Annotated in this window: 23 protein-coding genes; 18 read left to right on the top strand and 5 right to left on the bottom strand. The window is 59.3% G+C overall.

The features are described 5' to 3' along the window. Positions 1-10: 10 nt before the first annotated feature. The 5 genes from SPE70_RS06545 (at position 11) to SPE70_RS06525 (ending at position 5,107) form a co-directional block, all read left to right on the top strand. Positions 11-631 (top strand): DUF2291 family protein, encoded by a 621-nt coding sequence (locus tag SPE70_RS06545; protein ID WP_004176927.1) that lies wholly within the window; start codon positions 11-13, stop codon positions 629-631. Position 632: 1 nt separating this feature from the next. Beyond that, positions 633-2,177, top strand: a complete 1,545-nt coding sequence (locus SPE70_RS06540) for a sugar ABC transporter ATP-binding protein (RefSeq protein WP_032734935.1) — start codon at positions 633-635, stop codon at positions 2,175-2,177. Positions 2,178-2,194: 17 nt separating this feature from the next. Further along, positions 2,195-3,262 carry an ABC transporter permease gene (locus SPE70_RS06535; protein WP_008805571.1) on the top strand — a complete coding sequence of 356 codons (1,068 nt, stop codon included), beginning with the start codon at positions 2,195-2,197 and terminating at the stop codon, positions 3,260-3,262. Between the two features lie 60 nt (positions 3,263-3,322). Then, complete coding sequence (locus SPE70_RS06530) at positions 3,323-4,120, top strand: SDR family oxidoreductase (protein ID WP_004191416.1); 798 nt, start codon at positions 3,323-3,325, stop codon at positions 4,118-4,120. A gap of 201 nt (positions 4,121-4,321) precedes the next feature. Further along, a complete protein-coding gene (locus tag SPE70_RS06525; protein WP_032739295.1) occupies positions 4,322-5,107 on the top strand; it encodes an SDR family oxidoreductase in 786 nt (261 codons plus the stop codon). Positions 5,108-5,159: 52 nt separating this feature from the next. On the opposite strand, the gene SPE70_RS06520 is transcribed toward SPE70_RS06525, so the two are convergent. After that, positions 5,160-5,765, bottom strand: coding sequence for a glutathione S-transferase (locus SPE70_RS06520; protein ID WP_023287352.1), 606 nt, complete (start codon positions 5,763-5,765; stop codon positions 5,160-5,162). A 254-nt stretch (positions 5,766-6,019) separates the two neighbouring features. Between SPE70_RS06520 and SPE70_RS06515 the strand changes: the two genes are divergently transcribed. Further along, positions 6,020-6,913 (top strand): LysR substrate-binding domain-containing protein, encoded by an 894-nt coding sequence (locus SPE70_RS06515; protein ID WP_023297196.1) that lies wholly within the window; start codon positions 6,020-6,022, stop codon positions 6,911-6,913. On the opposite strand, the gene SPE70_RS26400 is transcribed toward SPE70_RS06515, so the two are convergent. Next, the gene (locus tag SPE70_RS26400; protein ID WP_064170479.1) at positions 6,910-8,166 is read right to left on the bottom strand and encodes a mechanosensitive ion channel family protein; all 1,257 of its coding nucleotides are present in this window, start codon (positions 8,164-8,166) and stop codon (positions 6,910-6,912) included. The two genes, SPE70_RS06515 and SPE70_RS26400, sit on opposite strands and share 4 nt — an antisense overlap. Before the next feature lie 224 nt (positions 8,167-8,390). Here SPE70_RS26400 and ivy point away from each other — a divergent pair, with 224 nt between their 5' ends. Continuing rightward, a complete protein-coding gene (ivy, locus tag SPE70_RS06500; protein ID WP_064170480.1) occupies positions 8,391-8,837 on the top strand; it encodes an Ivy family C-type lysozyme inhibitor in 447 nt (148 codons plus the stop codon). Between the two features lie 46 nt (positions 8,838-8,883). Here the strand turns inward: ivy and betT are convergent, their stop codons facing one another. Further along, on the bottom strand, positions 8,884-10,917 hold the full coding sequence (betT, locus tag SPE70_RS06495) for a choline BCCT transporter BetT (protein WP_022064797.1): 2,034 nt from the start codon (positions 10,915-10,917) through the stop codon (positions 8,884-8,886). A gap of 128 nt (positions 10,918-11,045) precedes the next feature. On the opposite strand from betT, the gene betI reads away from it, so the two are divergent. Genes betI through betA form a run of 3 tightly spaced genes read left to right on the top strand, consistent with a single transcriptional unit; the run spans position 11,046 to position 14,797 of the window. Beyond that, positions 11,046-11,633, top strand: a complete 588-nt coding sequence (gene betI / locus SPE70_RS06490; protein WP_004151671.1) for a transcriptional regulator BetI — start codon at positions 11,046-11,048, stop codon at positions 11,631-11,633. A gap of 13 nt (positions 11,634-11,646) precedes the next feature. Continuing rightward, complete coding sequence (betB, locus tag SPE70_RS06485) at positions 11,647-13,119, top strand: betaine-aldehyde dehydrogenase (protein ID WP_012542501.1); 1,473 nt, start codon at positions 11,647-11,649, stop codon at positions 13,117-13,119. Between the two features lie 13 nt (positions 13,120-13,132). Continuing rightward, complete coding sequence (gene betA, locus SPE70_RS06480; RefSeq protein WP_023287350.1) at positions 13,133-14,797, top strand: choline dehydrogenase; 1,665 nt, start codon at positions 13,133-13,135, stop codon at positions 14,795-14,797. 63 nt (positions 14,798-14,860) lie between these two features. Here the strand turns inward: betA and SPE70_RS06475 are convergent, their stop codons facing one another. Next, the gene (locus SPE70_RS06475) at positions 14,861-15,217 is read right to left on the bottom strand and encodes a hypothetical protein (RefSeq protein WP_012542503.1); all 357 of its coding nucleotides are present in this window, start codon (positions 15,215-15,217) and stop codon (positions 14,861-14,863) included. A gap of 201 nt (positions 15,218-15,418) precedes the next feature. Here SPE70_RS06475 and SPE70_RS06470 point away from each other — a divergent pair, with 201 nt between their 5' ends. From SPE70_RS06470 to SPE70_RS06460, 3 genes are all read left to right on the top strand, one after another. Next, positions 15,419-16,087: a helix-turn-helix transcriptional regulator gene (locus SPE70_RS06470; protein WP_012542504.1), complete on the top strand. Its 669-nt coding sequence runs from the start codon at positions 15,419-15,421 to the stop codon at positions 16,085-16,087. Further along, positions 16,077-16,877, top strand: a complete 801-nt coding sequence (locus SPE70_RS06465; protein ID WP_012542505.1) for a PhzF family phenazine biosynthesis protein — start codon at positions 16,077-16,079, stop codon at positions 16,875-16,877. The genes SPE70_RS06470 and SPE70_RS06465 overlap by 11 nt, the downstream gene beginning before the upstream one ends. A gap of 611 nt (positions 16,878-17,488) precedes the next feature. Continuing rightward, positions 17,489-17,707 (top strand): YgdI/YgdR family lipoprotein, encoded by a 219-nt coding sequence (locus tag SPE70_RS06460; protein ID WP_012542507.1) that lies wholly within the window; start codon positions 17,489-17,491, stop codon positions 17,705-17,707. A 53-nt stretch (positions 17,708-17,760) separates the two neighbouring features. Here SPE70_RS06460 and SPE70_RS06455 read toward each other — a convergent pair whose 3' ends face one another. Then, the gene (locus tag SPE70_RS06455; protein WP_064170481.1) at positions 17,761-18,456 is read right to left on the bottom strand and encodes a GNAT family N-acetyltransferase; all 696 of its coding nucleotides are present in this window, start codon (positions 18,454-18,456) and stop codon (positions 17,761-17,763) included. 205 nt (positions 18,457-18,661) lie between these two features. Here SPE70_RS06455 and SPE70_RS06450 point away from each other — a divergent pair, with 205 nt between their 5' ends. The 5 genes from SPE70_RS06450 (at position 18,662) to SPE70_RS06430 (ending at position 23,726) form a co-directional block, all read left to right on the top strand. Further along, positions 18,662-20,230, top strand: a complete 1,569-nt coding sequence (locus SPE70_RS06450) for an ABC transporter substrate-binding protein (protein WP_008805560.1) — start codon at positions 18,662-18,664, stop codon at positions 20,228-20,230. Positions 20,231-20,350: 120 nt separating this feature from the next. After that, on the top strand, positions 20,351-21,373 hold the full coding sequence (locus SPE70_RS06445; RefSeq protein WP_008805559.1) for an ABC transporter permease: 1,023 nt from the start codon (positions 20,351-20,353) through the stop codon (positions 21,371-21,373). Further along, positions 21,373-22,206: an ABC transporter permease gene (locus SPE70_RS06440; RefSeq protein ID WP_023282269.1), complete on the top strand. Its 834-nt coding sequence runs from the start codon at positions 21,373-21,375 to the stop codon at positions 22,204-22,206. The genes SPE70_RS06445 and SPE70_RS06440 overlap by 1 nt, the downstream gene beginning before the upstream one ends. Beyond that, positions 22,199-23,035, top strand: a complete 837-nt coding sequence (locus SPE70_RS06435; RefSeq protein WP_064170482.1) for an ABC transporter ATP-binding protein — start codon at positions 22,199-22,201, stop codon at positions 23,033-23,035. Before SPE70_RS06440 ends, SPE70_RS06435 begins: the two co-directional genes overlap by 8 nt. Continuing rightward, positions 23,022-23,726: an ABC transporter ATP-binding protein gene (locus SPE70_RS06430; protein WP_008805556.1), complete on the top strand. Its 705-nt coding sequence runs from the start codon at positions 23,022-23,024 to the stop codon at positions 23,724-23,726. The genes SPE70_RS06435 and SPE70_RS06430 overlap by 14 nt, the downstream gene beginning before the upstream one ends. Positions 23,727-24,084: the final 358 nt, after the last annotated feature.

Here is a 24,084-nt window from a genome sequence, read left to right as displayed (position 1 = left end):
GGAGAGCATTATGTTTAAGAAAACCTGTCTGACGCTGGCCGTACTGGCGCTAGGGGGCTGTCGCATCGTCTCGCAGCAGGAGCTGGCAGACCTGAAATCCCCGCCCAACCCGCATATGGCGAATATGGATAAAACCTGGCAGCAGAGCATCGTACCGCAGGTGGTGACGAAAGCGCGTCCGGCGGCGGAACTGATGAGCGCGCTCAAGGCGGCAAAAGACATTGATAGCGCCTGTAAAACCCTCGGCTACCGTGCGCAGGATGAAAACCCCTGCATCTTCTACGTCAAGGTTTCAGGCACCGTCAGCAAACTCGATACCGCCTCGCGCAGCGGCAAAATGACCCTGTCCGACGCCAGCGTCGGGAAGGTGACGGTGCAGATTGGCCCTACCCTGCGCGGCACCCAGCTGCGCGACGGCTACAGCGGCGCCAGCTATCAGGACTTTAATGACCAGGTGCTGTTCGGCGAGTACAGCAAGAATATCAACAGTCAGGCGGTGAAAATGATTCAGACAGCCAACGTCAAAACCGGCGATAGCGTGGAGGTGTACGGCGTCTTCTCGGCCTGGGATATTCCGCAAACTCTCCCGGAAATTACCCCGGCGAAAATCATTCATGCGGGGGGACAATAATATGGCGCCGCACGATCTCGTCGCTCCCCAGCCCGTTGAGTCCGAAGTGATTATCGAAACCCGCGGCCTGTCGCGCGTCTATCCCGGCGTAACCGCCCTGGATAATGTTAATTACCGGGTCTATCGAAATAAGGTCAACGTGCTGATCGGAGAAAATGGTGCGGGTAAATCCACCATGATGAAAATGCTTGCCGGTGTGGAAACGCCCTCTTCCGGGCAAATTATTCTCGATGGCGAAGCGGTTTCATTACATTCGACGCATCAGGCAGAAAAACTGGGCATCAGTATTATTTTTCAGGAACTGAATTTATTCCCCAATATGAATGTGATGGACAACATCTTCATGGCGAATGAATTCTTTCAGAAAGGACGCATTAACGAAAAATACCAGTACGCGCTGGCCAAATCGCTGCTGGAACGGCTGGAGCTGGATGTCGATCCTTATGCTCCGCTGGGTGAACTCGGTATCGGCCACCAGCAGTTAGTCGAGATTGCCCGCGCCCTGTCGAAAGACACCCGCGTGCTGATCATGGACGAACCCACCTCGGCGCTGAGCCAGTCTGAGGTCAAAGTGCTGTTCAAAGTGATCGCGCAGCTTAAACGCCGCGGCGTGACCATCATCTATATCTCGCATCGCCTCGAAGAGCTGATGGAGATTGGCGACAACATCACCATTTTCCGCGACGGTCGTTTTATCAGCGAGCGTCACGTCAGCGACGCCAGCGTTCCGTGGATCATCGAGCAGATGGTCGGTGATAAGAAAAAACACTTTGATTATCAACCGGCGCCGAAAGGCGACGCAGTGCTTGACGTCAAAGGGCTGACCGCGCTGCATCCGAGCGGCGGCTACAAACTTAATGACGTCACCTTCACCCTCAGCAAAGGCGAAGTGATCGGTATTTACGGCCTGCTGGGCGCCGGGCGCACCGAGCTGTTTAAAGGTCTGGTGGGCTTGATGCCCTGCCAGCGCGGCGAGGTGCATCTTAACGGCGAAAGCATCGGCAAATCTCGCTTTCAACAGCGCCTGAAAAAGGGGCTGGCGCTGGTGCCGGAGGACCGTCAGGGCGAAGGCGTGGTGCAGATGATGTCGATTCAGGCCAACATGACGCTCTCTGATTTCAGCCTGCAGGGGTTCCGCCGCGCCTGGCGCTGGTTGAATCCGCAGAAAGAAGAGTCCTGCGTGAAAGAGATGATCCAGCAGCTGGCGATCAAGGTCAGCGACGCCACATTGCCCATCACCTCGCTGAGCGGCGGCAATCAACAAAAAGTGGTGCTGGGTAAAGCGCTGATGACCCAGCCGCAGGTGGTGTTCCTCGACGAACCGACGCGCGGCATCGACGTCGGCGCGAAAACCGACGTCTATCACCTGATCGGCAAAATGGCCCAGCAGGGGCTGGCGGTGATGTTCTCATCTTCGGAGCTGGATGAGGTGATGGCCCTTGCCGACCGCATCCTGGTGATGGCCGATGGCCGCATTACCGCCGATCTACCGCGTCACGCGGTGACCCGCGAACAGTTAATCGCGGCTTCAACACCTCAAGATTAATCAGGCTGGAATCCATCATGAACCAGAAATATATGATTTATATGTACCTGCTGAAGGCCCGCACCTTTATCGCCCTCCTGCTGGTGATCGCGTTCTTCAGCGTGATGGTACCCAACTTCCTGACCGCCTCTAACCTGCTGATCATGACCCAGCACGTGGCGATCACCGGCCTGCTGGCCATCGGCATGACGCTGGTCATTCTCACCGGCGGCATTGATTTGTCCGTCGGCGCGGTGGCGGGGATCTGCGGCATGGTGGCGGGCGCGCTGCTGACCAACGGCCTGCCGCTGTGGAACGGCGATATCCTCTTCTTTAATGTCCCGGAGGTGATCCTCTGCGTGGCGATCTTCGGCGTGCTGGTCGGTCTGGTCAACGGCGCGGTGATCACCCGCTTCGGCGTGGCGCCGTTTATCTGCACCTTAGGCATGATGTACGTCGCCCGCGGCTCCGCGCTGCTGTTTAACGACGGGGGCACCTACCCGAATCTCAACGGCATGGAAGCGCTGGGCAACACCGGTTTCGCCACCCTCGGCTCCGGCACCCTGCTCGGCGTCTATCTGCCGATCTGGCTGATGATCGGCTTCCTCGTGCTGGGCTACTGGCTGACCACCAAAACGCCGCTTGGCCGCTACATCTACGCCATCGGCGGCAATGAGTCTGCCGCCCGCCTCGCCGGCGTGCCGATCGTGAAAGCGAAAATATTCGTCTATGCCTTCTCCGGCCTGTGCGCGGCGTTTGTCGGCCTGATCGTCGCATCACAGCTGCAAACCGCGCACCCGATGACCGGCAACATGTTTGAGATGGACGCCATCGGCGCCACCGTGCTCGGCGGCACTGCGCTGGCCGGCGGCCGCGGCCGGGTAACCGGGTCAATTATCGGCGCCTTCGTCATCGTCTTCCTTGCCGACGGCATGGTGATGATGGGCGTTAGCGACTTCTGGCAGATGGTGATTAAAGGCGTGGTGATCGTCACCGCTGTGGTCGTCGACCAGTTCCAGCAGAAGCTGCAGAGCAAGGTCATCCTGATGCGCCGCCACGAGGAGAAACTGGCCGCCATCCCCCCCAACGGCGCCACCTCCAGCTAACCGGCAACGATTCACATCTTCCGCCGGGCCTGGTGCCCGGCTCAGCGAAAGGGAAAAAATATGCAACGAGATTTCCAGAACAAAACGGTGGTGATCACCGGCGCCTGCCGCGGCATCGGCGCAGGTATTGCGGAGCGCTTTGCCCGCGACGGCGCGAATCTGGTGATGGTCTCCAACGCCGAGCGCGTTCACGAGACCGCCGAAACCCTGCGTCAGCGCTATCAGGCGGATATTTTATCGCTGCAGGTCGATGTCACCGATGAAGCGCAGGTGCAGTCGCTGTATGAGCAGGCCGCCGCGCGCTTCGGCACCATTGACGTCTCCATTCAGAACGCCGGGGTGATCACCATCGATTACTACGACCGGATGCCAAAAGCCGATTTCGAAAAAGTGCTGGCGGTCAACACCACCGGCGTGTGGCTGTGCTGCCGCGAGGCGGCCAAATATATGGTGAAACAGAATCACGGCAGCCTGATCAATACCTCTTCCGGCCAGGGGCGACAGGGCTTTATCTACACGCCGCATTATGCCGCCAGCAAAATGGGCGTGATCGGCATTACCCAAAGCCTGGCTCACGAGCTGGCGCCGTGGAATATCACCGTCAACGCCTTCTGCCCGGGCATTATTGAAAGCGAAATGTGGGATTACAACGATCGCGTGTGGGGCGAAATTCTCAGCACCGAGCAGAAGCGCTACGGCAAGGGCGAACTGATGGCCGAGTGGGTCGAGGGCATTCCGATGAAACGCGCCGGTAAACCGGAAGACGTGGCCGGGCTGGTGGCCTTCCTCGCCTCCGACGACGCGCGCTATCTCACCGGGCAGACCATCAATATCGATGGCGGTTTGATTATGTCGTAATCCCCCGCGGGTTAGCGGGCCCCATCGCCCGAATAAGGCGTCCCGCATTGGCGCCACCACGCCGGGACGGCCCCCCGGTGGCGCTTCGCTTACCGGGGCTACGTAACACCGCCGAAAGGTTGCCCGGATAAGGCGCTACGCGCCGCCATTCGGGAAACAGGGCTCCCGACGTTCGACACTATATTGAAGAGAGTAAACATTATGATCGGTAAAGATTTTGCACAGCAGCTGTTTAACCTGCAGGGGCGCGTCGCCTTCGTCACCGGCGCCGGCAGCGGTATCGGCCAGACCATCGCCTGCAGCCTCGCCAGCGCGGGTGCGCGGGTAGTCTGTTTTGATCTTCGCGACGACGGCGGGCTGGCAGAAACGGTCAGCCATATTGAATCCATCGGCGGTCAGGCTTGTTCTTATACCGGCGATGTCCGCCAGATTGCCGACCTGCGCGCCGCCGTCGCGCTGGCCAAAAACCGCTTTGGCCGCCTCGACATCGCCGTCAACGCCGCCGGGATCGCCAACGCCAATCCGGCGCTGGAGATGGAGAGCGAGCAATGGCAGCGGGTGATCGATATCAATCTCACCGGCGTATGGAACTCCTGCAAAGCGGAAGCGGAACTGATGCTGGAGTCCGGCGGCGGGTCGATTATCAATATCGCCTCGATGTCGGGGATTATCGTTAACCGCGGCCTCGACCAGGCACATTACAACTGCTCCAAAGCCGGCGTAATCCATCTGTCGAAAAGCCTGGCGATGGAGTGGGTGGCCAAAGGGATCCGCGTCAATTCCATCAGCCCGGGATATACCGCCACGCCGATGAATACCCGTCCGGAGATGGTGCACCAGACCCGCGAGTTTGAAAGCCAGACGCCGATGCAGCGAATGGCGAAGGTGGAAGAGATGGCCGGCCCGGCGCTGTTCCTCGCCAGCGACGCCGCCTCGTTCTGCACCGGCGTAGACCTGGTGGTCGACGGCGGGTTTGTCTGCTGGTAATCCTCTCCTGCTTCAGGGCGCCACGCTGCGGCGCCCCTCTCCATCCCTGCCGTTAAACCAGCGGATACTGTTGAAATACCGGCAGCGCCTCCCCCTTCTCCGCCAGCGCGCGGATATGAGGAAACGCCGCTGCCGACACCACCGCCGGGATCATCAACTGGATAAAGGACCAGACCACCGTGCTGGTGACCAGCACCTGATCCGGCTGCGCGGCGGCGGCGCGGTCTGCCAGCCGGGCGTCCCATTCCCGACAGGCGGCGAGCAGTTGGCCGGTCACCCGGGCTATCCACGGCTGATGCTGCTTCTCTTCCGGCCGCAGACGGTGCTCATAAACATGCTGGACCGCTTTTTCACTGGCGGCGAGGATCACCCCCAGCAGGTGCAGATCGCGGGCCAGCGCCTCGGGATGCGCGGGAAGCAGCCGGCGCCCGGTGGGATTGGTCGTTTCGAAATAGTGGAGGATCAGGGTGGAGTCCATCAGCTGCGTCCCGTTATCGAGCACCACCGTCGGCGCCTTGACCACCGGATTAATACGGGAAAATTCGTCAAAGCCGCTAAAGACCGAGAGCGGCAGGCTCTCGAATTCCACGCCATAGAGCGCCAGAGAAACCGCCACGCGTCTTACATAAGGTGAATCCATCATACCAATGAGTTTCATCGTCACTCCTGCCTGCGATAAAGGGGGTTGCGGCTTTACCTTACTGGAAAACCGAGGCCGCGAATATCACGGGATACTTACCGCAATGGTTAGTCAAACTAACAGATTGGCGATTCGCGGTAGCCCTCCAGTTCCCCTTGTGCTATACCGACTGAGGCAGCATTTGGCTCCTTTTCAGCCTGTTTGCAGCGGCTTTAAAAGCCGCTAACCCGGTAGTAACGTTAACGTATCGACTCACTGACAGAGAAACCACCATGGCAGATTTTCCTCCTGTCGCCAGCCTGCGCAGCTTTGAGGCGGTGGCGCGCCTCGGCAGCGTGACGCAGGCCGCCCACGAGTTGAGCGTGACCCATTCGGCGGTCAGCCAGCACATCAAACAGCTGGAAGCGCTGGTCGGCGTCACACTGTTTATCCGCCACGGCCGCGGGGTGCGCATCACGGAAGAAGGACGGCTCTATGCCCTGCAAATCCGCGAGGCGTTACAGCACATCGCCGACGCCACGCGCATGGTGCAGATCAAACCCCGCACCCTGGAAGTGACCCTGGCGACGCTCCCCTCCTTTGGCTGCCACTGGCTGCTGCCGCGGCTGGCGCGCTTTCAGGCGCGGCATCCGCAGATCGCGGTGCGCCTGCTGACCAGCCTGGCGGTGGTTAACCTGCAACAGGAGGGTATCGATCTGGCCATTCGCATGGGGCAAGGCGACTGGGAGGGGATGGAAAGCCGGCATCTGTTTGCCGATGAACAACTGGTGGTGGCCGCGCCGCACTATCGCAGCGGCGACCTGCCGACCACCCCGCAGGCGATCGCCGCCAGCGATATTATTTTTTCCATGGAGTCCTGGCATGCCTGGTGCAGCCAGGCGGGGCTGGAAAAGCCGATCGTCCCCGCGGGCCTGCGCCTGAACGACTCCAATCTGGTGCTGGAGGCGGTCCGCCTGGGGGCCGGCGTGGCGCTGGAGCGGCGCTCGCTGGTGGCGGGGGCGATAGCCCGCGGCGAGCTGGTGCAGCTCACCGCCGTCACCGTCCCCTACCCCTGGCACTACTGGCTGACCCTCTCCCCCCAGGCGGAGAACCGGCCGGAAGTCGCCCGGTTCATCGCCTGGCTGGAGGAGGAGATCGCCCTCTGGCGCCAGCAGATCAGCGCTTAGCCTTCAGCCGACGGCGGCAACCCTGTCCGGGCGGCATGCTCCTGGGAGAGACGCCAGAAATCGTGCCCGGCGGGATACTGATAAAGTCGCAGGGAAAACTGTCCGGCCACGGCGGTAATGTACTCAAATATCGCCGACTGGGTGTTTTCGTAGTCTTTCCACAGCGTCGAGGAGGTGAAGCAGTAAATCTCCAGCGGGATGCCCGACGGCGACGGTTTCAGCGTTCTCGCCACAATGTACATCTCCTTAATAATATCCGGTCGCTCGGCGAGATAGTGCATCAGATAGTGGCGAAACAGGGTCAGGTTGGTCAGCCCGTTATCGATAAACCAGCGGTCGGCCACGCCGCCGGGATCCCGGCCATCAAGCAGCGTGCTCAAAGGCTCACTCACCCCACGGATGGTCAGCATCGAGGAGAGCATCTCCTGGTCGAGAAAACGCACCGAGTGCTGATCGATGGCGATACTGCGCATGATCCGCCGCGCCCCGGAGGAGAACATCGCCTGCCAGTTGGTATAGGTCTCGGTGAGGAAATTCTTCGTCGGGATGCGGGAGATGGTATTGTCCCAGTTGCGGATGGTAATGGTGTGCAGCGCGATATCCGTCACTTCACCGCTGAGGTTCTTGTCAGGCATTTCAATCCAATCACCCAACTGGAGCACGTCGTTGGACGACAGCTGAACGTTCGCCACCAGCGACAGCAGGGTATGCTGGAACACGATCATCAGCACCGCCGCCACGGCCCCCAGACTGGAGATAATAATGATCGGCGATTTGTTCGACATCACGGCGAGGATCATAATCGCCGCCAGGATGTGAACTAAGATTTTGCCTATCTGGATATAGCCCTTAATGGAATGATTTTTACGTTTGGTCTTTCGCAGATAAGAGCTGTTGACAATATCCAGCATCTCGTTGAAAAACACCGACATAAAAATAAAAAACAAGATCCCGCAGATGGTATTAATCGCCGTCACCAGCGATGCCGGCATCGCCGGCATAAACTGCAGGACGTAATAGACGATAATAACCGGAATGAAATTGGACAGTTTTTCGGCGATGCGTCGATCCTTCTCCAGCGGCACATCCTGTTTGTGGCTACTAAAGAAGACCTTACGCACCACTTTAATCAGCAAGAACTTGCATAAAAGATGGGCAAATATGCCGGAGACCAGCAGCAGAATAAGATTAAACCCCACCGCCAGCGCCGGATTACTCTCAATAAACGTCAGTAGATGATTCACATACGCCATGCTATATCGCCTAAATAACTATGCCATTTCGCTGACTGCTTTATCACAAGGGCATATATTTGGAAAATAAATCAATCCGCATCATGGCATATCGCTTAGCGTAACGTCCATGCGCGCACCGCTTCTAATCATTCACAGAAAATATGTCAGAGTTTGCATTAATCATTCCCTACGCTCACTATAAAGAGGCTTGTTATGAGGACGGAATAAGTCCAGGAGGAAACATGTTTAAAGCGCTTACCGCTATCATCACCTTAGCCGCCTCCGCCAGCGTCATGGCGCAAGACGATGTCACGTTGAACAGTCTGGCCCACGATGCCGCCACCCGGGCGTCGTTTAACCAGATGGTCAAAGGCCATCAGCTGCCCGCCTGGGTAACCACCGGCGGCACCGGTTCACCGGCGCAGACGGTGAAACTGGGTAGCGAATCCTGGCAGGTGTTAAGCGCCTGCAAACCCCACGACTGCGGCCATGAACGTATCGCGGTGATCTGGTCGGAGAAAAGCCAACAGATGTCCGGCGTTTACTCGGTGGTCGATGAAAAAACCGACCAGGAGAAGCTGACCTGGCTTAACGTCAGCGATGCCCTGTCCATCGATGGCAAAACCGTGCTGTTTGCCGCCCTCAGCGGTAGCCTCGACAACCATCCGGACGCCTTTAACTACCCGTAACCGCCCGTCGCCCCCGTCAGCCTTTTCCCGACGGGGGCTTCCCTGATTAGCCATCCGGGAACATCACGCTGTTCCCCGGCGCTTCCCGATGCAGATGGATAAAGTTCAGGTGCCGTTCGTACTGGTCGAGAATATCGGTGATCACCTGCTCTTTGCTGTAGTCCATCAGGTCGTTACCCTGACTGCCCTCCAGCAGGAAGGTCTCCAGCCGGTAATAGGTGGATTTCCCGCTGCGCGCCCGATAGGTAAAGCCCGGGACCGAGTACTGCTGCGGCCAGATCTTGTAGATAAAGTTCTGCTCGTCGCCCATGTGCACCAGCAGATCGAGGTGGCCCAGGTTCTCGCCCTCTTCCGGCGGCAGGCTCTTCAGTTCCACTGCGGCGCCGCGCAGCCGCAGCTCCTGGGCTACCTCTTCCATCGCCGGGTAGCACACCGTCTCCATCATCTGTTTGGTATAGCGCGTGCCCGGGTAATTCATCAGCCGCGACAGGCGCTTCTTCCAGCTCAGACGATCCTGGAGGCCCATCGGACGCGGGGCGGTGTCGCGACTGGCGCTGACCCGGCGGTAATCTTCCACTTTCAGGGATTTATACAGTCCGGCCATCACGAAGAAAATCACAAAGCTGAACGGCAGACCCATGATCACCGTGGTGTTCTGCAGCGCCGAGATGCCGTTGGTCATCAGCATCCCGAGGGTCAACAGACCGATGGCCACCGACCAGAAGATGCGCAGCCAGTTCGGGGCGTCGCTGTTGATGTCCTTCAGCTTCGAGGTGAAGTTCCCCAGCACCAGCGCGCCGGAGTCGGCGGAGGTGACGTAGAACAGCAGACCGGTAATGGTCGCCACCGACGCGCTAAAGGTAAACGCCGGGTACTGCGCCAGCAGGCTGTAGAATCCGCGTTCCGGGTGGAGCATCGCCTCCTCGGCAAAGGCCGCGTCGCCGTGAATAATCTCATACAGCGCGCTGTTGCCGAACACCGATAGCCACAGCAGGGTAAAGGTGAACGGAATAATCAGGGTGCCCATCACAAACTGGCGGATGGTGCGTCCGCGCGAAATGCGCGCCAGGAACAGGCCCACAAACGGCGACCAGGCCACCCACCACGCCCAGAAAAAGAGCGTCCAGTTATTCATCCACTCCACAGGGCGGTCGAAGGCGAAGCTGTTCAGCGTCATCCCCATAAAGCGATTGACGTAGTCGCCGACGTTCAGCACTAACGCATTGAGCAGGAAGGAGGTATCGCCCATGAACAGCACGAACAGGATCAGCCCCAGCGCGAGGGCGACGTTCAGCTCGGAGAGCACGCGGATGCCCTTGTCCACCCCGGAGGTGACCGAGATGGTGGCGATGATCACCGACAGCGCAATCAGCGCCGCTTTCGCCGCCAGCGAGTCCGGAATATCGAACAGCACGCTCAGACCGTAGTTGAGCTGCACGACGCCGATACCGAGGGTGGTGGCGATGCCGAAGATGGTGCCGATCACCGCCGCAATATCGACGCTGTGGCCGATGGGTCCATTGATCCGTTTGCCAAAAATCGGGTACAGCGCCGAGCGGATGGTGAGCGGCAAATTATAACGATAGCTAAAGTATCCCAGCGCCATGCCCATCAGGGCATACATTGACCAACCGGTTAAGCCATAGTGAAACAGCGTCCAGACCATCGCCTGGCGCGCCGCCTCGATGGTCTGCCCCGCCCCTTCCGGCGGCTGCATATATTGCGTCACCGGCTCGGCGACCGAGAAGAACATCAGGTCGATACCGATCCCGGCGGCAAACAGCATCGCCGCCCAGCTCAGCAAGCTGAACTCGGGCTTGGACTGCTCCGGGCCGAGCTTCACCGAGCCGAAGCGCGAGCAGGCAATGCAGACGACAAAGACGATATACAGCGTCGCCGCCAGCAGATAGTACCAGCCGAAGGTTTTCGACACCCAGTTGAGGGTGCGCCCAATCCACTCGGCAGAAAAATCGCGAAAAAAGATCGTCATCAGGGAAAACAACAAAATCAGTCCGGCCGAGGTATAAAAAACCACCGGATTGATTTTGTCCTTTTCTCTGTTTTGCGAAAGATCTGTCATCCAGTATCCCCACTGTTTTTGTAACTATTAAAATTCAATAACGTAACAATTAAGACACATTTTATATTGAACGTCCAATCAAAAACCGCTTTAATAGTTAACCAACGCTGATGAATGGAGTGGCAAAAATGCCCAAACTGGGGATGCAGCCAATCCGGCGCAGGCAACTGATCGACGCCACGCTGGACGCAATAAATGAAGTCGGAATGCATGACGCGACCATCGCGCAGATCGCCCGACGGGCGGGCGTATCGACGGGGATCATCAGTCACTATTTCAAAGATAAAAATGGTCTGCTGGAGGCGACCATGCGCGACATCACCAGCCAGCTGCGCGACGCGGTGCTCAACCGTCTGCACGCCCTGCCGGACGGCAGCGCCAGCCAGCGCCTGCAGGCGATTGTCGGCGGCAACTTTGATGAGACGCAGATCAGCAGCGCGGCGATGAAGGCCTGGCTGGCCTTCTGGGCCAGCAGCATGCACCAGCCGATGCTTTATCGGTTACAGCAGGTCAGCAGCCGTCGGCTGCTGTCGAACCTGGTGTACGAATTCCGCCGCGAGCTGCCGCGCGAGCAGGCGCAGGAGGCCGGCTACGGGCTGGCGGCGCTGATAGACGGCCTGTGGCTGCGGGCGGCGCTCAGCGGCAAACCGCTGGATAAGACGCTGGCGCAGTCGCTGACCAGCCACTTTATTCGTCAGCATTTACCGAACCCATAACCGAGGAGGCGTTATGTCCCGAATGGCAGAACAGCAGCTTTATATTAATGGTGGTTATACATCGGCCACCAGCGGTCGCACCTTCGAGACCATCAACCCTGCCACTGGCGAGGTGCTGGCGACCGTTCAGGCTGCCGGACGCGAGGATGTCGACCGCGCCGTCGAGAGCGCGCAGCGTGGGCAAAAAATCTGGGCGGCGATGACCGCCATGGAACGCTCGCGCATCCTGCGTCGCGCCGTCGACCTTCTGCGCCAGCGCAACGATGAGCTGGCGCGGCTGGAGACGCTGGATACCGGTAAACCCCTCAGCGAAACCGCCGCCGTCGATATCGTCACCGGCGCCGACGTGCTGGAGTATTACGCTGGCTTGATCCCGGCGCTGGAAGGCAGCCAGATCCCGCTGCGCGACAGTTCCTTCGTCTATACCCGTCGCGAACCGCTGGGGGTGGTAGCCGGGATCGGCGCGTGGAACTACCCGATCCAGATCGCCCTGTGGAAATCGGCGCCAGCGCTGGCCGCTGGCAATGCGATGATTTTCAAACCGAGCGAGGTCACCCCGCTCACCGCCCTCAAGCTGGCGGAAATTTACAGCGAAGCGGGCCTGCCGGACGGGGTGTTTAACGTCCTGCCAGGGATCGGTGCGGAGACCGGCCAGTATCTGACTGAACATCCGGGTATCGCCAAAATCTCCTTCACCGGCGGCGTCGCCAGCGGCAAAAAAGTGATGGCCAACTCCGCGGCATCGTCGCTGAAAGAGGTCACCATGGAGCTGGGCGGTAAATCGCCGCTGATTATCGCAGACGATGCCGACCTCGACCTCGCCGCCGATATCGCCATGATGGCCAACTTCTACAGCTCCGGTCAGGTGTGCACCAACGGCACCCGGGTGTTTGTCCCGGCGAAACAGAAGGCGGAATTCGAGCACAAGATCCTCGAACGCGTGGGCCGCATCCGCCCCGGCGATCTGTTTGCCGATGACACCAACTTCGGCCCGCTGGTCAGCTTCCCCCATCGCGACAACGTTCTGCGCTATATCGAGAGCGGCAAACGCGAAGGCGCGCGCCTGCTGTGCGGCGGCGAGGCGCTGAAAGGCGACGGTTTCGATAACGGCGCGTGGGTCGCCCCGACGGTGTTTACCGACTGTAGCGACGAGATGACTATCGTGCGCGAAGAGATCTTCGGCCCGGTGATGTCGATCCTCAGCTATACCGACGAAGCGGAGGTCATTCGCCGCGCCAACGCCACCGAATACGGCCTCGCCGCCGGCGTGGTGACGCCCAACCTCAACCGTGCCCACCGTCTTATCCACCAGCTGGAAGCCGGCATCTGCTGGATCAACAGCTGGGGTGAATCCCCGGCGGAGATGCCGGTTGGCGGCTATAAGCACTCCGGCATTGGCCGCGAGAATGGCGTCATGACGCTGCAGAGTTACACCCAGGTGAAGTCCATCCAGGTTGAGATGGGTAAATTCCAGTCCATATTTTAACCGGGAGGTTTTTTTGCAATTTGACTACATCATTATTGGCGCCGGCTCCGCCGGCAACGTTCTGGCAACACGACTGACTGAAGATCCAAACACCACCGTCCTGCTGCTGGAAGCCGGCGGCCCGGACTACCGGTTCGACTTCCGCACCCAGATGCCCGCCGCGCTGGCTTACCCGCTGCAGGGCAAACGCTACAACTGGGCCTACGAAACCGAACCTGAGCCGTACATGAACCATCGCCGCATGGAGTGCGGACGCGGCAAAGGACTGGGCGGCTCGTCGCTGATCAACGGCATGTGCTACATTCGCGGCAACGCGATGGATCTGGACAACTGGGCCAAAGAGCCGGGTCTGGAGCACTGGAGCTATCTCAACTGCCTGCCCTACTACCGGAAAGCGGAAACCCGCGATATCGGGCCTAACGACTATCACGGCGGCGATGGCCCGGTGAGCGTGACGACACCGAAGCCGGGCAATAATCCGCTCTTCGAGGCGATGGTTGAAGCCGGGGTGCAGGCGGGCTATCCGCGTACCGACGATCTCAACGGCTACCAGCAGGAAGGCTTTGGCCCGATGGACCGCACCGTGACGCCGCAGGGCCGTCGCGCCAGTACCGCCCGCGGCTATCTCGACCAGGCGCGAGGGCGCCCGAACCTGACCATCCGCACCCATGCGCTGACCGATCACATTATTTTTGCCGGCAAGCGCGCGGTGGGCGTCGAGTGGCTGGAGGGAGAAAGCACGATCCCGTCAAAAGCGACGGCCAACAAAGAGGTGCTGCTGTGCGCCGGGGCGATTGCCTCGCCGCAGATCCTGCAGCGCTCCGGCGTGGGTAACCCGGAGCTGCTCAGGCAGTTCGATATCCCGGTGGTGCACGATCTCCCCGGCGTGGGTGAGAACCTGCAGGACCATCTGGAGATGTATCTGCAATATGAATGCAAAGAGCCGGTGTCGCTCTACCCGGCGCTACAGTGGTGGAACCAGCCGAAGATCGGCGCCGAGTGGCTGTTCGGCGGCACCGGCATCGGCGCCAGCAACCAGTTCGAAGCAGGCGGTTTTATCCGCAGCCGCGCAGAGTTCGCCTGGCCGAACATTCAGTACCACTTCCTGCCGGTGGCGATTAACTACAATGGCTCCAACGCGGTGAAAGAGCACGGCTTCCAGTGCCACGTCGGTTCAATGCGTTCGCCCAGCCGCGGCCACGTGCGCCTGAAGTCGCGCGATCCGCACGCCCATCCGGCGATCCTGTTTAACTATATGTCCCATGAACAGGACTGGCAGGAGTTCCGCGACGCCATCCGCATTACCCGCGAAATCATGAACCAGCCGGCGCTGGATAAGTATCGCGGCCGCGAAATCAGTCCGGGAACAGAATGCCAGAGCGATGCCGAACTGGATGAGTTTGTGCGCAACCACGCCGAGACCGCGTTCCACCCGTGCGGGACCTGTAAGATGGGTTACGACGAGATGGCGGTGGTCGATGGCGAGGGCCGCGTCCACGGTCTGGAAGGCGTGCGGGTGGTCGATGCCTCGATTATGCCGCAGATCATCACCGGCAACCTCAACGCCACCACCATTATGATCGGCGAGAAGATGGCCGACGCCATTCGCGGCCGCCAGCCGCTGCCGCGCAGCACCGCGGCGTATTATGTCGCTGGCGACGCGCCGGTTCGCCGCTAATCGTCTATGCCGCACTTGTCCTTTCCCGTGCGGAAAGGACACTCCTCACCTTTCCAGCATCCCTTAGCGCTCAAGGCACGGCTGAATAATGCTATCAACAGCAGCATTCACCTGTTTTGCACCGGATATCAGGGTGATACTTATCGTCCTCGCCCCAGCCACCTGGTACATATCGATCTGGGCGACTCGTGTGCCGTACTGCGAAATATCAAAGAAGTTTGGCGCATTCTGCTCAGGGAAGATGCGCTCAACCTCATAGCCTTGCGGCTTCAGGGCGCTGCGTATGCAGTCATAGCGCCACTGCAGCCCCGGCCGATCGGATACTGAATAGGACTGATAGACGGTTTTGTCGCCGAAGGGGTGAATGACTCCACAGGCCACCAGCAGAACGGCAATGGCCATCACGCCGTAAATTCTCATTATATTTCCATAACATAAAGACGCACCCGACATGAGCGCTGACGCTTTCTGCAGCAAAAGGTACGCTGTCCAAACTATAAATTCAACTTTTTGTTGATAATTAAACATTATGCGTATAATTTAATCCTGTCAGCGTATCTCCCATGGTAAAATGGCGCTCCGGGATCGCTTCCTGATCACGATGCAAGCAAAGGATCATCCATGACATCAGAGTACACACAGCAGGTTGCACAGATTGCCGGGCCGCTTGAAGCAGCCATGGACGCTATGGCGGGGACATTATCAGCGAATCAGGAGGTGGTGTTGCATAATCTCACTACCCCTGAACATTCCATTATCAAAATCATTAACGGACATGTTAGCGGCAGGGGTAATGGCGATCATTTGTTAGCCGGTCCGGAAAAAGATACCGGTTTTGCGCTACTGCTGCAGAAGACGAATAACAACAAGCCGAGAACCATAAGCGATTATAAAACCGTCACCGCTTCGGGGAAAACGCTCAATAGCGCATCGACAATTTATTACAGCGAAGAGGGATATCCGCTTATCGCCTTCTGTATTAATGTCGACCCCTCGCCTTATGAGCAAATACGCAAAAGCCTTGACGCGCTGCTGCCATCGCCATCGGAGGCCGCTGAGGCGGTCGATCTTAATTTGGGTGGGCTGATCGATCAGTCAATTCAGGAAATCATTGATAAATATTCAGTGCCGGGTAAAAAAATACAAAAAGCGCAGCGTTTAAAAATTGTCGCTGAAATGCATACGAAAGGTATTTTCAAGATGCGCGGGGGCGTGCAGCAGGCGGCTCAGGCCCTGGGGGTAACACGATATACGGTTTATAATGACCTTGAGGTGATGAATGAAAAATAATTCACAGCAGCGCATTCGCTTTTATCAGGTCGATGCTTTTTCGAAAGGCCCCTTTACCGGCAATCCCGCCGCGGTTTGTTTGCTGGAGACGTGGCCTGAAGATAGCGTGCTGCAGCACATTGCGACGGAAAACAACCTGTCGGAAACGGCCTTTGTTGTCAGGCAGCCTGACGGTTTCGGGTTACGCTGGTTTACCCCGGCCGTCGAGGTGGATCTCTGCGGTCATGCCACGCTGGCTGCGGCCAGCGTGCTGCTCAATCAACAAGCGCGCGAGCGGGTGCGTTTTTTCACTCGCAGCGGCGCGCTGGACGTCACGCTGCATGACGGAAAATATACCCTGGATTTTCCGCTGGTTGTTCCGTCCCCCATCGCCGCGCCGCAAGGGTTGTTCAAGGCCCTGGGGCTGGCTGAAGACGCAGGTGAAACCTGGCAAGCCTCCGATATTATTGTCGTCATTGATGATGAAGCGCTGCTGGACGCGCTTAAACCCGACTTTAACGCCTTGAATGCCTTCAACACTCGTGGCGTGGTGGTCACGGCCGCATCCCGGACCTTCGATTTTCGTTCTCGCTGGTTCGGTCCGCAGGTGGGAGTCAACGAAGATCCGGTCACCGGTTCGGCACATACTTTTCTGGCGCCGCTGTGGAGTGAAAAACTGGCGAAAAAAACCCTTCATGCCCAGCAAGGTGGCAACCGTAAGGGAGAACTCTTCTGCCACATAAAAGATAACGGACGTGTTGAACTATCAGGCGAAGCCTGTCTGGTTATTGAAGGTACCTTTATTCTGTAAATCGACGAACCTATAGCATCATATTAACTTAGCGGCGAACGCCTGTTCTCATCATATTAAATACGTCTGTTTAATATTTTGGTGAGGATCATGCAATAACGTCATCCGGGGTTTGCCGTTTCCAGCCCCGGAGCATTGATAATATCAGGTATTTTTATCCGTTACAGGCGAAAAAAATAATAAGCGTGCTGCCTGCGCAACAGAGTCTGCGGCAGGCATAGCCAGCTTCAGCCATAAAATGAGATTTTTAATGTTGTGTTAGCCAAAATGCCTGAACGGGTCTTTTAATGGTTATCACTGGAATCGTTACTTTAACTCTGGGTATTAAATAACAACTAGCAAGTCGTTCATCCCGACAATATTGCCGAGAACTCACCTCTGCCGGTGTCGGAATCGGGAGCACTGACAGGGCTAACAGAGAGAATATCATGTTAACAAAACCAGATGATGAATCTAAGAAAAAGGCCACGCCCCTTGAACGTCGTATTGTGGTTATTACGTTAGTCGCCATGTTAATACTTTATTCGGTGTTAATTATGACCCACTTTCGATAACTGGTTAGTCTGTCATATTCTGCGGCCCACCGTGGCTTTCTTACAACAGGTAGCACAATGAAAAAGTTCGTTGCAGTATTCGGTTTGGCATTATTAACGTTCACCGTTGCGGGGTGTTCCAGCAATTATGTATTAGAGAAAAAAAATGGTGAGATGATTATCACCCACGGTAAACCGGAGGTCGATAACGATAATGGGTTAATCACCTATGAGGACATCGCGGGAAATGAACATGCTATTAACCGGGATCAAATTATTCAGATGATCGAGAAATAGCCTTTTTATGGGCAGAGCTGGCGTAATGCACTCTGCCCATTCACCATACAGGCCTAACGAAATGCCTCAAGGCGTTTGATCTGCTGCCCGTCGGCAGTAAAGTTCTCCGCCGCCAGCCATGCCCGCAGCGCCGCATCGCGCGCAGGCCACTCGCCGTCGATGATAGACAGCATATCGCTGTCGCGCGTCCGCCCTTTACGCACCAGCCTCTGCCGCAGACGTCCTTCCCAGCTAAAGCCCAGCCGCTCGGCGGCCCGGCGCGAGGCGACATTCATCGAATCGCATTTCCACTCCAGCCGACGATAGCCGTGGTCAAAGCCGTTCTTCAGCAACAGCCAGACCGCTTCGGTACCCAGCGGGGTGTTTTTCATCCGTCGCGACCAAGTGACATGGCCGATCTCAACCGTGCCCATTTCCCGCTCGATCGCCATATAGCTGACGATGCCCACCGCATGCTCGCTACGCAGGTCAACCACCGCATACGGCACCAGAGCATCATCATTCACCTTGCCCGCGATCCAGTGGGCGGTCGCCGCCACGCTCTCCGGTCGCGTAGACGCCAGCCACGTCCAGTCGCTGTTGTCGCCGAGCGCATAGGCGGCAAACAGATCCGCCGCATGACGGTCAACGTCCAGCGGCTCCAGTCGACAAAAACGGCCATTTAACGCCGTCCGCCGCAGGACTTGCGCCCCCTGCCAGCCAGGAACAAGGTCGTTCACCTGCTGGCCAAACTCATTGATTTCCGGCACACCCACCTCCTTGCAATAGACGATTTGTTATAGCAAGAAGCCAGAAGCGGAGAAAGACGCTTCTGCGCGGCCGGCAATAACCTGTCGTTCTTGAATATGCGTTTTTAGCATAAGGATATCCTTATTTTGACTTTACGCCTTTTGGCAAGCGGCCTAACGTAGCGAGGCATAAAAAATTAAAACAACCATTTTTCAGGGATTGCACATGACCAAAAAACTGTTGCCTTTACTGGTACTGACGGCGCTCACCGCCGCCGCGCATGCCGCTACACCGCCCAACACGCTGGTGGTCGCCCAAGGTCTCGACGATATCGTCAGCCTCGACCCGGCGGAAGCGAACGAACTCTCCAGCATTCAGACGGTCCCCAGCCTCTATCAGCGTCTGGTGCAGCCGGACCGCAACAACCCTGAAAAAATCGTACCGATCCTCGCCGAAAGCTGGCAGGCCGATCCGGCGGCGAAAACCCTGACCATCAAACTGAAGCCGGATGCCAAATTCGCCTCCGGTAATCCGCTGCGCCCGGAAGATGTTATTTTCTCTTACACCCGTGCGGTGACGCTGAATAAATCGCCGGCGTTTATTCTCAACGTGCTCGGCTGGCAGCCGGACAACATCGCCAGCCAGCTGAAAAAGATTGATGACCATACCCTGACGCTGCACTGGACCGCCGACGTCAGCCCGGCGGTGGCGCTGAATATTCTCTCCACCCCTATCGCCTCCATCGTTGATGAAAAACAGGTAGCGCCGAACGCGAAAAATAATGACTTCGGCAACGACTGGCTGAAGATGCACTCGGCGGGCAGCGGGGCCTATAAAATGCGCGTCTACCAGCCGCATCAGGCCATCGTGCTGGAAGCCAACGCCAGCTCCCCCACCGGCGCGCCGAAGATCAAGAGCATCATTATTAAAAACGTCCCCGACCCGGCTTCCCGCCGCCTGCTGATCCAGCAGGGGGATGCCGACGTGGCCCGCGATCTCGGCGCTGACCAGATTGCCGCCCTGCAGGATAAACCCGGCGTGAAGGTGCTGAGCATCCCGTCCGCCGAGCAGAACTATCTGGTGTTTAATACCGCCAACAGCGCCAACCCGCTGCTGAATAATCCGGCCTTCTGGGAGGCGGCGCGCTGGCTGGTCGATTATGAGGGCATCACCAAAAACCTGCTGAAAGGCCAGTACTTTATTCACCAAAGCTTCCTGCCGGCCGGCCTGCCGGGGGCGCTGGAAACCAATCCGTTCACCTTCGACCCGCAAAAAGCTAAGGCTATCCTCGATAAAGCGGGCATTAAGGATGCCCACTTCACCCTCGACGTGGAGAACAAACCGCCGTTTATCACCATCGCCCAGTCGCTGCAGGCCAGCTTTGCCCAGGGCGGGGTGAAAGTGGATCTGCTGCCGGCCGCCGGCAGCCAGGTTTATGCCCGGGTACGCGCGAAGCAGCATCAGGCGGCGATCCGCCTGTGGATCCCGGACTACTTTGATGCGCATTCCAACGCCAGCGCCTTTGCCTGGAACGATGGTAAGTCCAGCACCGTGGCCGGGCTCAACGGCTGGCAGATCCCTGAGCTGAATAAAGCCACCCTCGCCGCGGTGGCGGAGCCGGACCCGGCGAAACGCCTCGATCTGTACAAAACGATGCAGGAATCCCTGCTGCAGCATTCGCCATACGTCTTTATTGACCAGGGGAAAACCCAGATCGTGGTACGCGATAACGTGAAGGGCTATCAGCAGGGGCTGAACGCCGATATGGTCTGGTACGATAACGTCACCAAGTAAGCGGGTTTTGGTCACCGGGTCCGGCGGCCTCGCCTGCCCGGATGACCGTTTCGCCACCCGGGCCCGGCGGGCGTCGCGCCGCCGGGAATCATGCTGATATACCAGGAATTTCCATTTTCCATGCCATCGTTTTCCACTCACCTTACCCGCCTGCTGCAGGGGCTGTTGACGCTGCTGCTCACGCTGTTCGGGCTGTTGCTGGTCACCTTCTCGCTCTCCGCGCTGTCGCCCGTCGACCGCGTACTGCAGATCGTCGGCGACCATGCCAGCCAGTCGACCTATGACCAGGTTCGCCATCAGCTGGGTCTCGACCAGCCGCTGCCGGTGCAGTTCTGGCACTACCTGGTCAACCTGGCTCATGGCGATCTTGGCATCGCCAGCGCCACCGGCCAGCCGGTGCTCCACGATCTGCTGGCGGTCTTCCCGGCGACCCTTGAGCTGGCGACCCTGGCGCTGATCGTCGGCGCGGTACTGGGCATCGTCGCCGGGGTGCTGTGCGCCCGTTACGCCGGTTCGCCGTGGGATCTGGCGGTGCGCACCTTTACCCTGTTGGGCAACTCGGTGCCCATTTTCTGGCTCGGCCTGCTGATGCTGGCCCTGTTTTACGCCCGGCTGCAGTGGGCGCCGGGCCCGGGTCGACTCGACGATATTTATCAGTATACCGTCGAGCCGCGCAGCGGTTTTGCGCTGATCGACACCTGGCTCTCCGGCGATACCGCCGCATTTAAAAATGCCATCGGCCATCTGGCGCTGCCGGTGCTGGTGCTGGCCTATTACTCGCTGGCGAGCATCACCCGCCTGACCCGCTCCGCCTGCCTGAGCGAGATGAACAAAGAGTACATTCTGCTGGCGCGGGCCAAAGGGGCCGGAGAGATGACGATTTTGCTGCGCCACGTCCTGCCCAATATCCGCGGCACTCTGCTGACGGTGACCGCCCTCGCCTGGACCTCCATGCTCGAAGGGGCGGTGCTCACCGAAACCGTCTTCTCGTGGCCGGGGATCGGCCGCTATCTCACCACCGCGCTGTTCGCCGGAGATACCACGGCGATCATGGGCGGCACGCTGCTGATTGGCGTGAGTTTTGTGCTGATCAATAACCTGACCGACCTGCTGGTGCGGTTAACCGATCCGAGGGTGCGCTGATGCCGACTTATCTGTTTTTACGCCGTCTGCGCCGCTCACCCGCCGCCTTCAGTGGCCTGACCCTGGTGATCCTGCTGGTGCTGACGGCGCTGTTCGCCCCGTGGCTGGCGCCCCACGATCCCAACTGGCAGGATGCCGCCGCCCGCCTGCAGGGACCGGGGGCAGGGCACTGGCTCGGCACCGACAGCTACGGCCGCGACCTGCTGTCGCGCCTGCTCTACGGCGCCCGCCCGGCGCTGGGTCTGGTGGCGCTGGTGACCGCCATTACCCTGCCCGTCGGGCTGCTGGTAGGTATCCTCTCCGGCTACTATGGCGGGTGGCTGGAGCGGATACTGATGCGCTTTACCGACGTGGTGATGTCGATGCCGCGGCTGATCCTCGCCTTCGCGTTCGTGGCGATGCTCGGCCCGGGGCTGGTCAACGGCGCGCTGGCGTTAGCCCTGACCACCTGGCCGGCCTATGCCCGTCAGGCGCGCAGCGAAATTCAGCGCCTGCGCCATAGCGATTACCTCGCCGCGGCGGAGATGCTGGGCATTCGCGGCTGGCGGCTGCTGATCGGCCATATTCTGCCGCTGTGTCTGCCGTCGGCGATTGTCCGGCTGGCGCTCGATCTGGCGGGCATTATCCTCGCCGCCGCCGGGCTCGGCTTTCTCGGCCTGGGCGCCCGCCCGCCGATGGCGGAGTGGGGAGCGATGATTGCCGACGGGATGCAGGTGATTTTCGACCAGTGGTGGATCGCTGCCATCCCCGGCGCGGCGATCCTGCTCGCCAGCCTGGCGTTTAACCTGCTGGGCGATGGCCTGCGCGATATTCTGGAGCCGCAACATGACTGACATCCGACTGACCGTCCAGCGACTCGCCGTCGACTACCCCACCGCCCGGGTGGTGGACAACGTCAGCTTCACCCTCGGCAACGAGCGGCTGGCGCTGGTGGGCGAATCCGGCTCCGGCAAATCGATGACCGCCCGGGCGCTGATGGGCCTGGTGCGCAAGCCCGGGGTGGTGAGCGCCGAACGGCTGGAGGTGCTGGGGCGCGATGTGCTAACCCTCAGCGCCCGCGGCTGGCGCGCGCTGCGCGGCAACGATATCGCTATGGTGCTGCAGGATCCGCGCTATGCGCTGAATCCGGTGCAGTCCATTCAGACGCAGCTGGAAGAGGCGTTAACCCTGCATCAGCGTCTCAGCCGCCGTGGGCGCGCCGAGGCGGTTAAAGACGCCATCGCCGCCGTCGGTCTGGATCTGCCGGTCCTCAGCCGCTATCCCGGGGAGCTCTCCGGCGGGATGGGCCAGCGGGTGATGATCGCCCTCGCGCTGCTTAATAACCCGAAGGTGCTGATAGCCGACGAGCCAACTTCGGCCCTCGACGCCCGCCTGCGCAACCAGATCCTCGAGCTGCTGGTGGAGCAGTGCGCGCAGCGGCAGATGGCCATGCTACTGATCAGCCACGATCTGCCGCTGGTGGCCGCGCATTGCGATCGCGTGCTGGTGATGTACCAGGGGAGACAGGTCGATGAGATGCCGGCGTCGGCGCTGCCGAGCGCGACGCACCCTTATACGCGCACCCTGTGGACCTGCCGGCCGAATGCGCACACCTACGGCCAGATGCTGCCGACCCTCGACAGAACCCAGGACTTTACGGAGACGGCCCATGGCGATCGTTAATCTTCAGGATTTGCAGGTAACATTCGGCGCGAAGACGGCGGTCTCTGCCGCCAGTTTCTGTGTCGACGCCGGGGAAACCTTCAGTCTGATCGGCGCCTCCGGCTGCGGTAAATCGACGATTTTGCGCGTGCTCGCCGGATTACAGCGCGAATGGCGCGGCAGCGTGGAACTGCTGGGCCAGGGCATCGCGCCGGGCGCCCGCTTTCAGGGCGCGCTGCGGCGCAACGTGCAGATGGTGTTTCAGGATCCGTACGCCTCGCTGCATCCCAACCATACTCTGTGGCGCACCCTGGCGGAGCCGCTGCAGATCCACGGCATCCGCGACGTTGCCCCCCGAGTGACCACCGCCCTTGAGCAGGTGGGTCTGGCCGCCGACGCCGTCCGCCGCTATCCACACCAGCTCTCCGGCGGGCAACGGCAGCGCGTAGCCATTGCCCGCGCCCTGCTGCTGCGCCCGCAGATCCTGCTGCTGGATGAGCCGACCTCGGCGCTGGATATGTCAGTGCAGGCGGAAATTCTCAATCTGCTTAACCGCCTGAAACAGGAGCACGGCATGACCTATCTGCTGGTGAGCCACGATGCCGACGTCATCGCCCATATGTCCGATCGGGCGGCGTTTATGGCGGAGGGTGTGATCCAGCGCTTTTTCGATCGCGAAGCGCTGGTCAACGGAGAACACCGGATGAGGTGAGGTCAGCGGATGAGCCGCTGTTTTGTCGGGTGGCGCTTCGCTTACCCGACCTGGGGTCCGTGCGACCTGTCGTTAATTTACCCACTTGCGGCGACTGAAACTGCCGGTTTCCCCCCTCTCCCTGTGTATGAAGAGCCGGAGTGAGGCTCGGTTTTCCCCCTCTCCCTGTGGGAGAGGGCCGGGGTGAGGGCAACAGAGCGCACCCTATCCCCGCTGCCGGCGCCTTAGCCCGATGCGCCGTTGTTTTGTCGGGTGGCGCTCCGCTTACCCGACCTGGGATTCGTGCGACCTGTCGTTAATTTATTCACCATTGTTGCTGAAACTGCCGGTGCTGGCGGCCTCAACATCGCTGAGACGT

This window comes from Klebsiella sp. ZJOU C1, from assembly GCF_035620215.1.
GTDB classification, from domain to species: domain Bacteria; phylum Pseudomonadota; class Gammaproteobacteria; order Enterobacterales; family Enterobacteriaceae; genus Klebsiella; species Klebsiella variicola.
The sequence above is the reverse complement of the archived record's forward strand: the minus strand, read 5'-3'. Positions and strand labels throughout refer to the sequence as shown.

What these genes read in the sequence shown, in the direction of transcription:
- SPE70_RS06545 (WP_004176927.1), top strand. Translation starts at nt 11, where the DNA reads ATGTTTAAGAAAACCTGTCTGACGCTGGCCGTACTGGCGCTAGGGGGC.
- SPE70_RS06540 (WP_032734935.1), top strand. Translation starts at nt 633, where the DNA reads ATGGCGCCGCACGATCTCGTCGCTCCCCAGCCCGTTGAGTCCGAAGTG.
- SPE70_RS06535 (WP_008805571.1), top strand. Translation starts at nt 2,195, where the DNA reads ATGAACCAGAAATATATGATTTATATGTACCTGCTGAAGGCCCGCACC.
- SPE70_RS06530 (WP_004191416.1), top strand. Translation starts at nt 3,323, where the DNA reads ATGCAACGAGATTTCCAGAACAAAACGGTGGTGATCACCGGCGCCTGC.
- SPE70_RS06525 (WP_032739295.1), top strand. Translation starts at nt 4,322, where the DNA reads ATGATCGGTAAAGATTTTGCACAGCAGCTGTTTAACCTGCAGGGGCGC.
- SPE70_RS06520 (WP_023287352.1), bottom strand. Translation starts at nt 5,765, where the DNA reads ATGAAACTCATTGGTATGATGGATTCACCTTATGTAAGACGCGTGGCG.
- SPE70_RS06515 (WP_023297196.1), top strand. Translation starts at nt 6,020, where the DNA reads ATGGCAGATTTTCCTCCTGTCGCCAGCCTGCGCAGCTTTGAGGCGGTG.
- SPE70_RS26400 (WP_064170479.1), bottom strand. Translation starts at nt 8,166, where the DNA reads ATGGCGTATGTGAATCATCTACTGACGTTTATTGAGAGTAATCCGGCG.
- ivy (WP_064170480.1), top strand. Translation starts at nt 8,391, where the DNA reads ATGTTTAAAGCGCTTACCGCTATCATCACCTTAGCCGCCTCCGCCAGC.
- betT (WP_022064797.1), bottom strand. Translation starts at nt 10,917, where the DNA reads ATGACAGATCTTTCGCAAAACAGAGAAAAGGACAAAATCAATCCGGTG.
- betI (WP_004151671.1), top strand. Translation starts at nt 11,046, where the DNA reads ATGCCCAAACTGGGGATGCAGCCAATCCGGCGCAGGCAACTGATCGAC.
- betB (WP_012542501.1), top strand. Translation starts at nt 11,647, where the DNA reads ATGTCCCGAATGGCAGAACAGCAGCTTTATATTAATGGTGGTTATACA.
- SPE70_RS06475 (WP_012542503.1), bottom strand. Translation starts at nt 15,217, where the DNA reads ATGAGAATTTACGGCGTGATGGCCATTGCCGTTCTGCTGGTGGCCTGT.
- SPE70_RS06470 (WP_012542504.1), top strand. Translation starts at nt 15,419, where the DNA reads ATGACATCAGAGTACACACAGCAGGTTGCACAGATTGCCGGGCCGCTT.
- SPE70_RS06465 (WP_012542505.1), top strand. Translation starts at nt 16,077, where the DNA reads ATGAAAAATAATTCACAGCAGCGCATTCGCTTTTATCAGGTCGATGCT.
- SPE70_RS06460 (WP_012542507.1), top strand. Translation starts at nt 17,489, where the DNA reads ATGAAAAAGTTCGTTGCAGTATTCGGTTTGGCATTATTAACGTTCACC.
- SPE70_RS06450 (WP_008805560.1), top strand. Translation starts at nt 18,662, where the DNA reads ATGACCAAAAAACTGTTGCCTTTACTGGTACTGACGGCGCTCACCGCC.
- SPE70_RS06445 (WP_008805559.1), top strand. Translation starts at nt 20,351, where the DNA reads ATGCCATCGTTTTCCACTCACCTTACCCGCCTGCTGCAGGGGCTGTTG.
- SPE70_RS06440 (WP_023282269.1), top strand. Translation starts at nt 21,373, where the DNA reads ATGCCGACTTATCTGTTTTTACGCCGTCTGCGCCGCTCACCCGCCGCC.
- SPE70_RS06435 (WP_064170482.1), top strand. Translation starts at nt 22,199, where the DNA reads ATGACTGACATCCGACTGACCGTCCAGCGACTCGCCGTCGACTACCCC.
- SPE70_RS06430 (WP_008805556.1), top strand. Translation starts at nt 23,022, where the DNA reads ATGGCGATCGTTAATCTTCAGGATTTGCAGGTAACATTCGGCGCGAAG.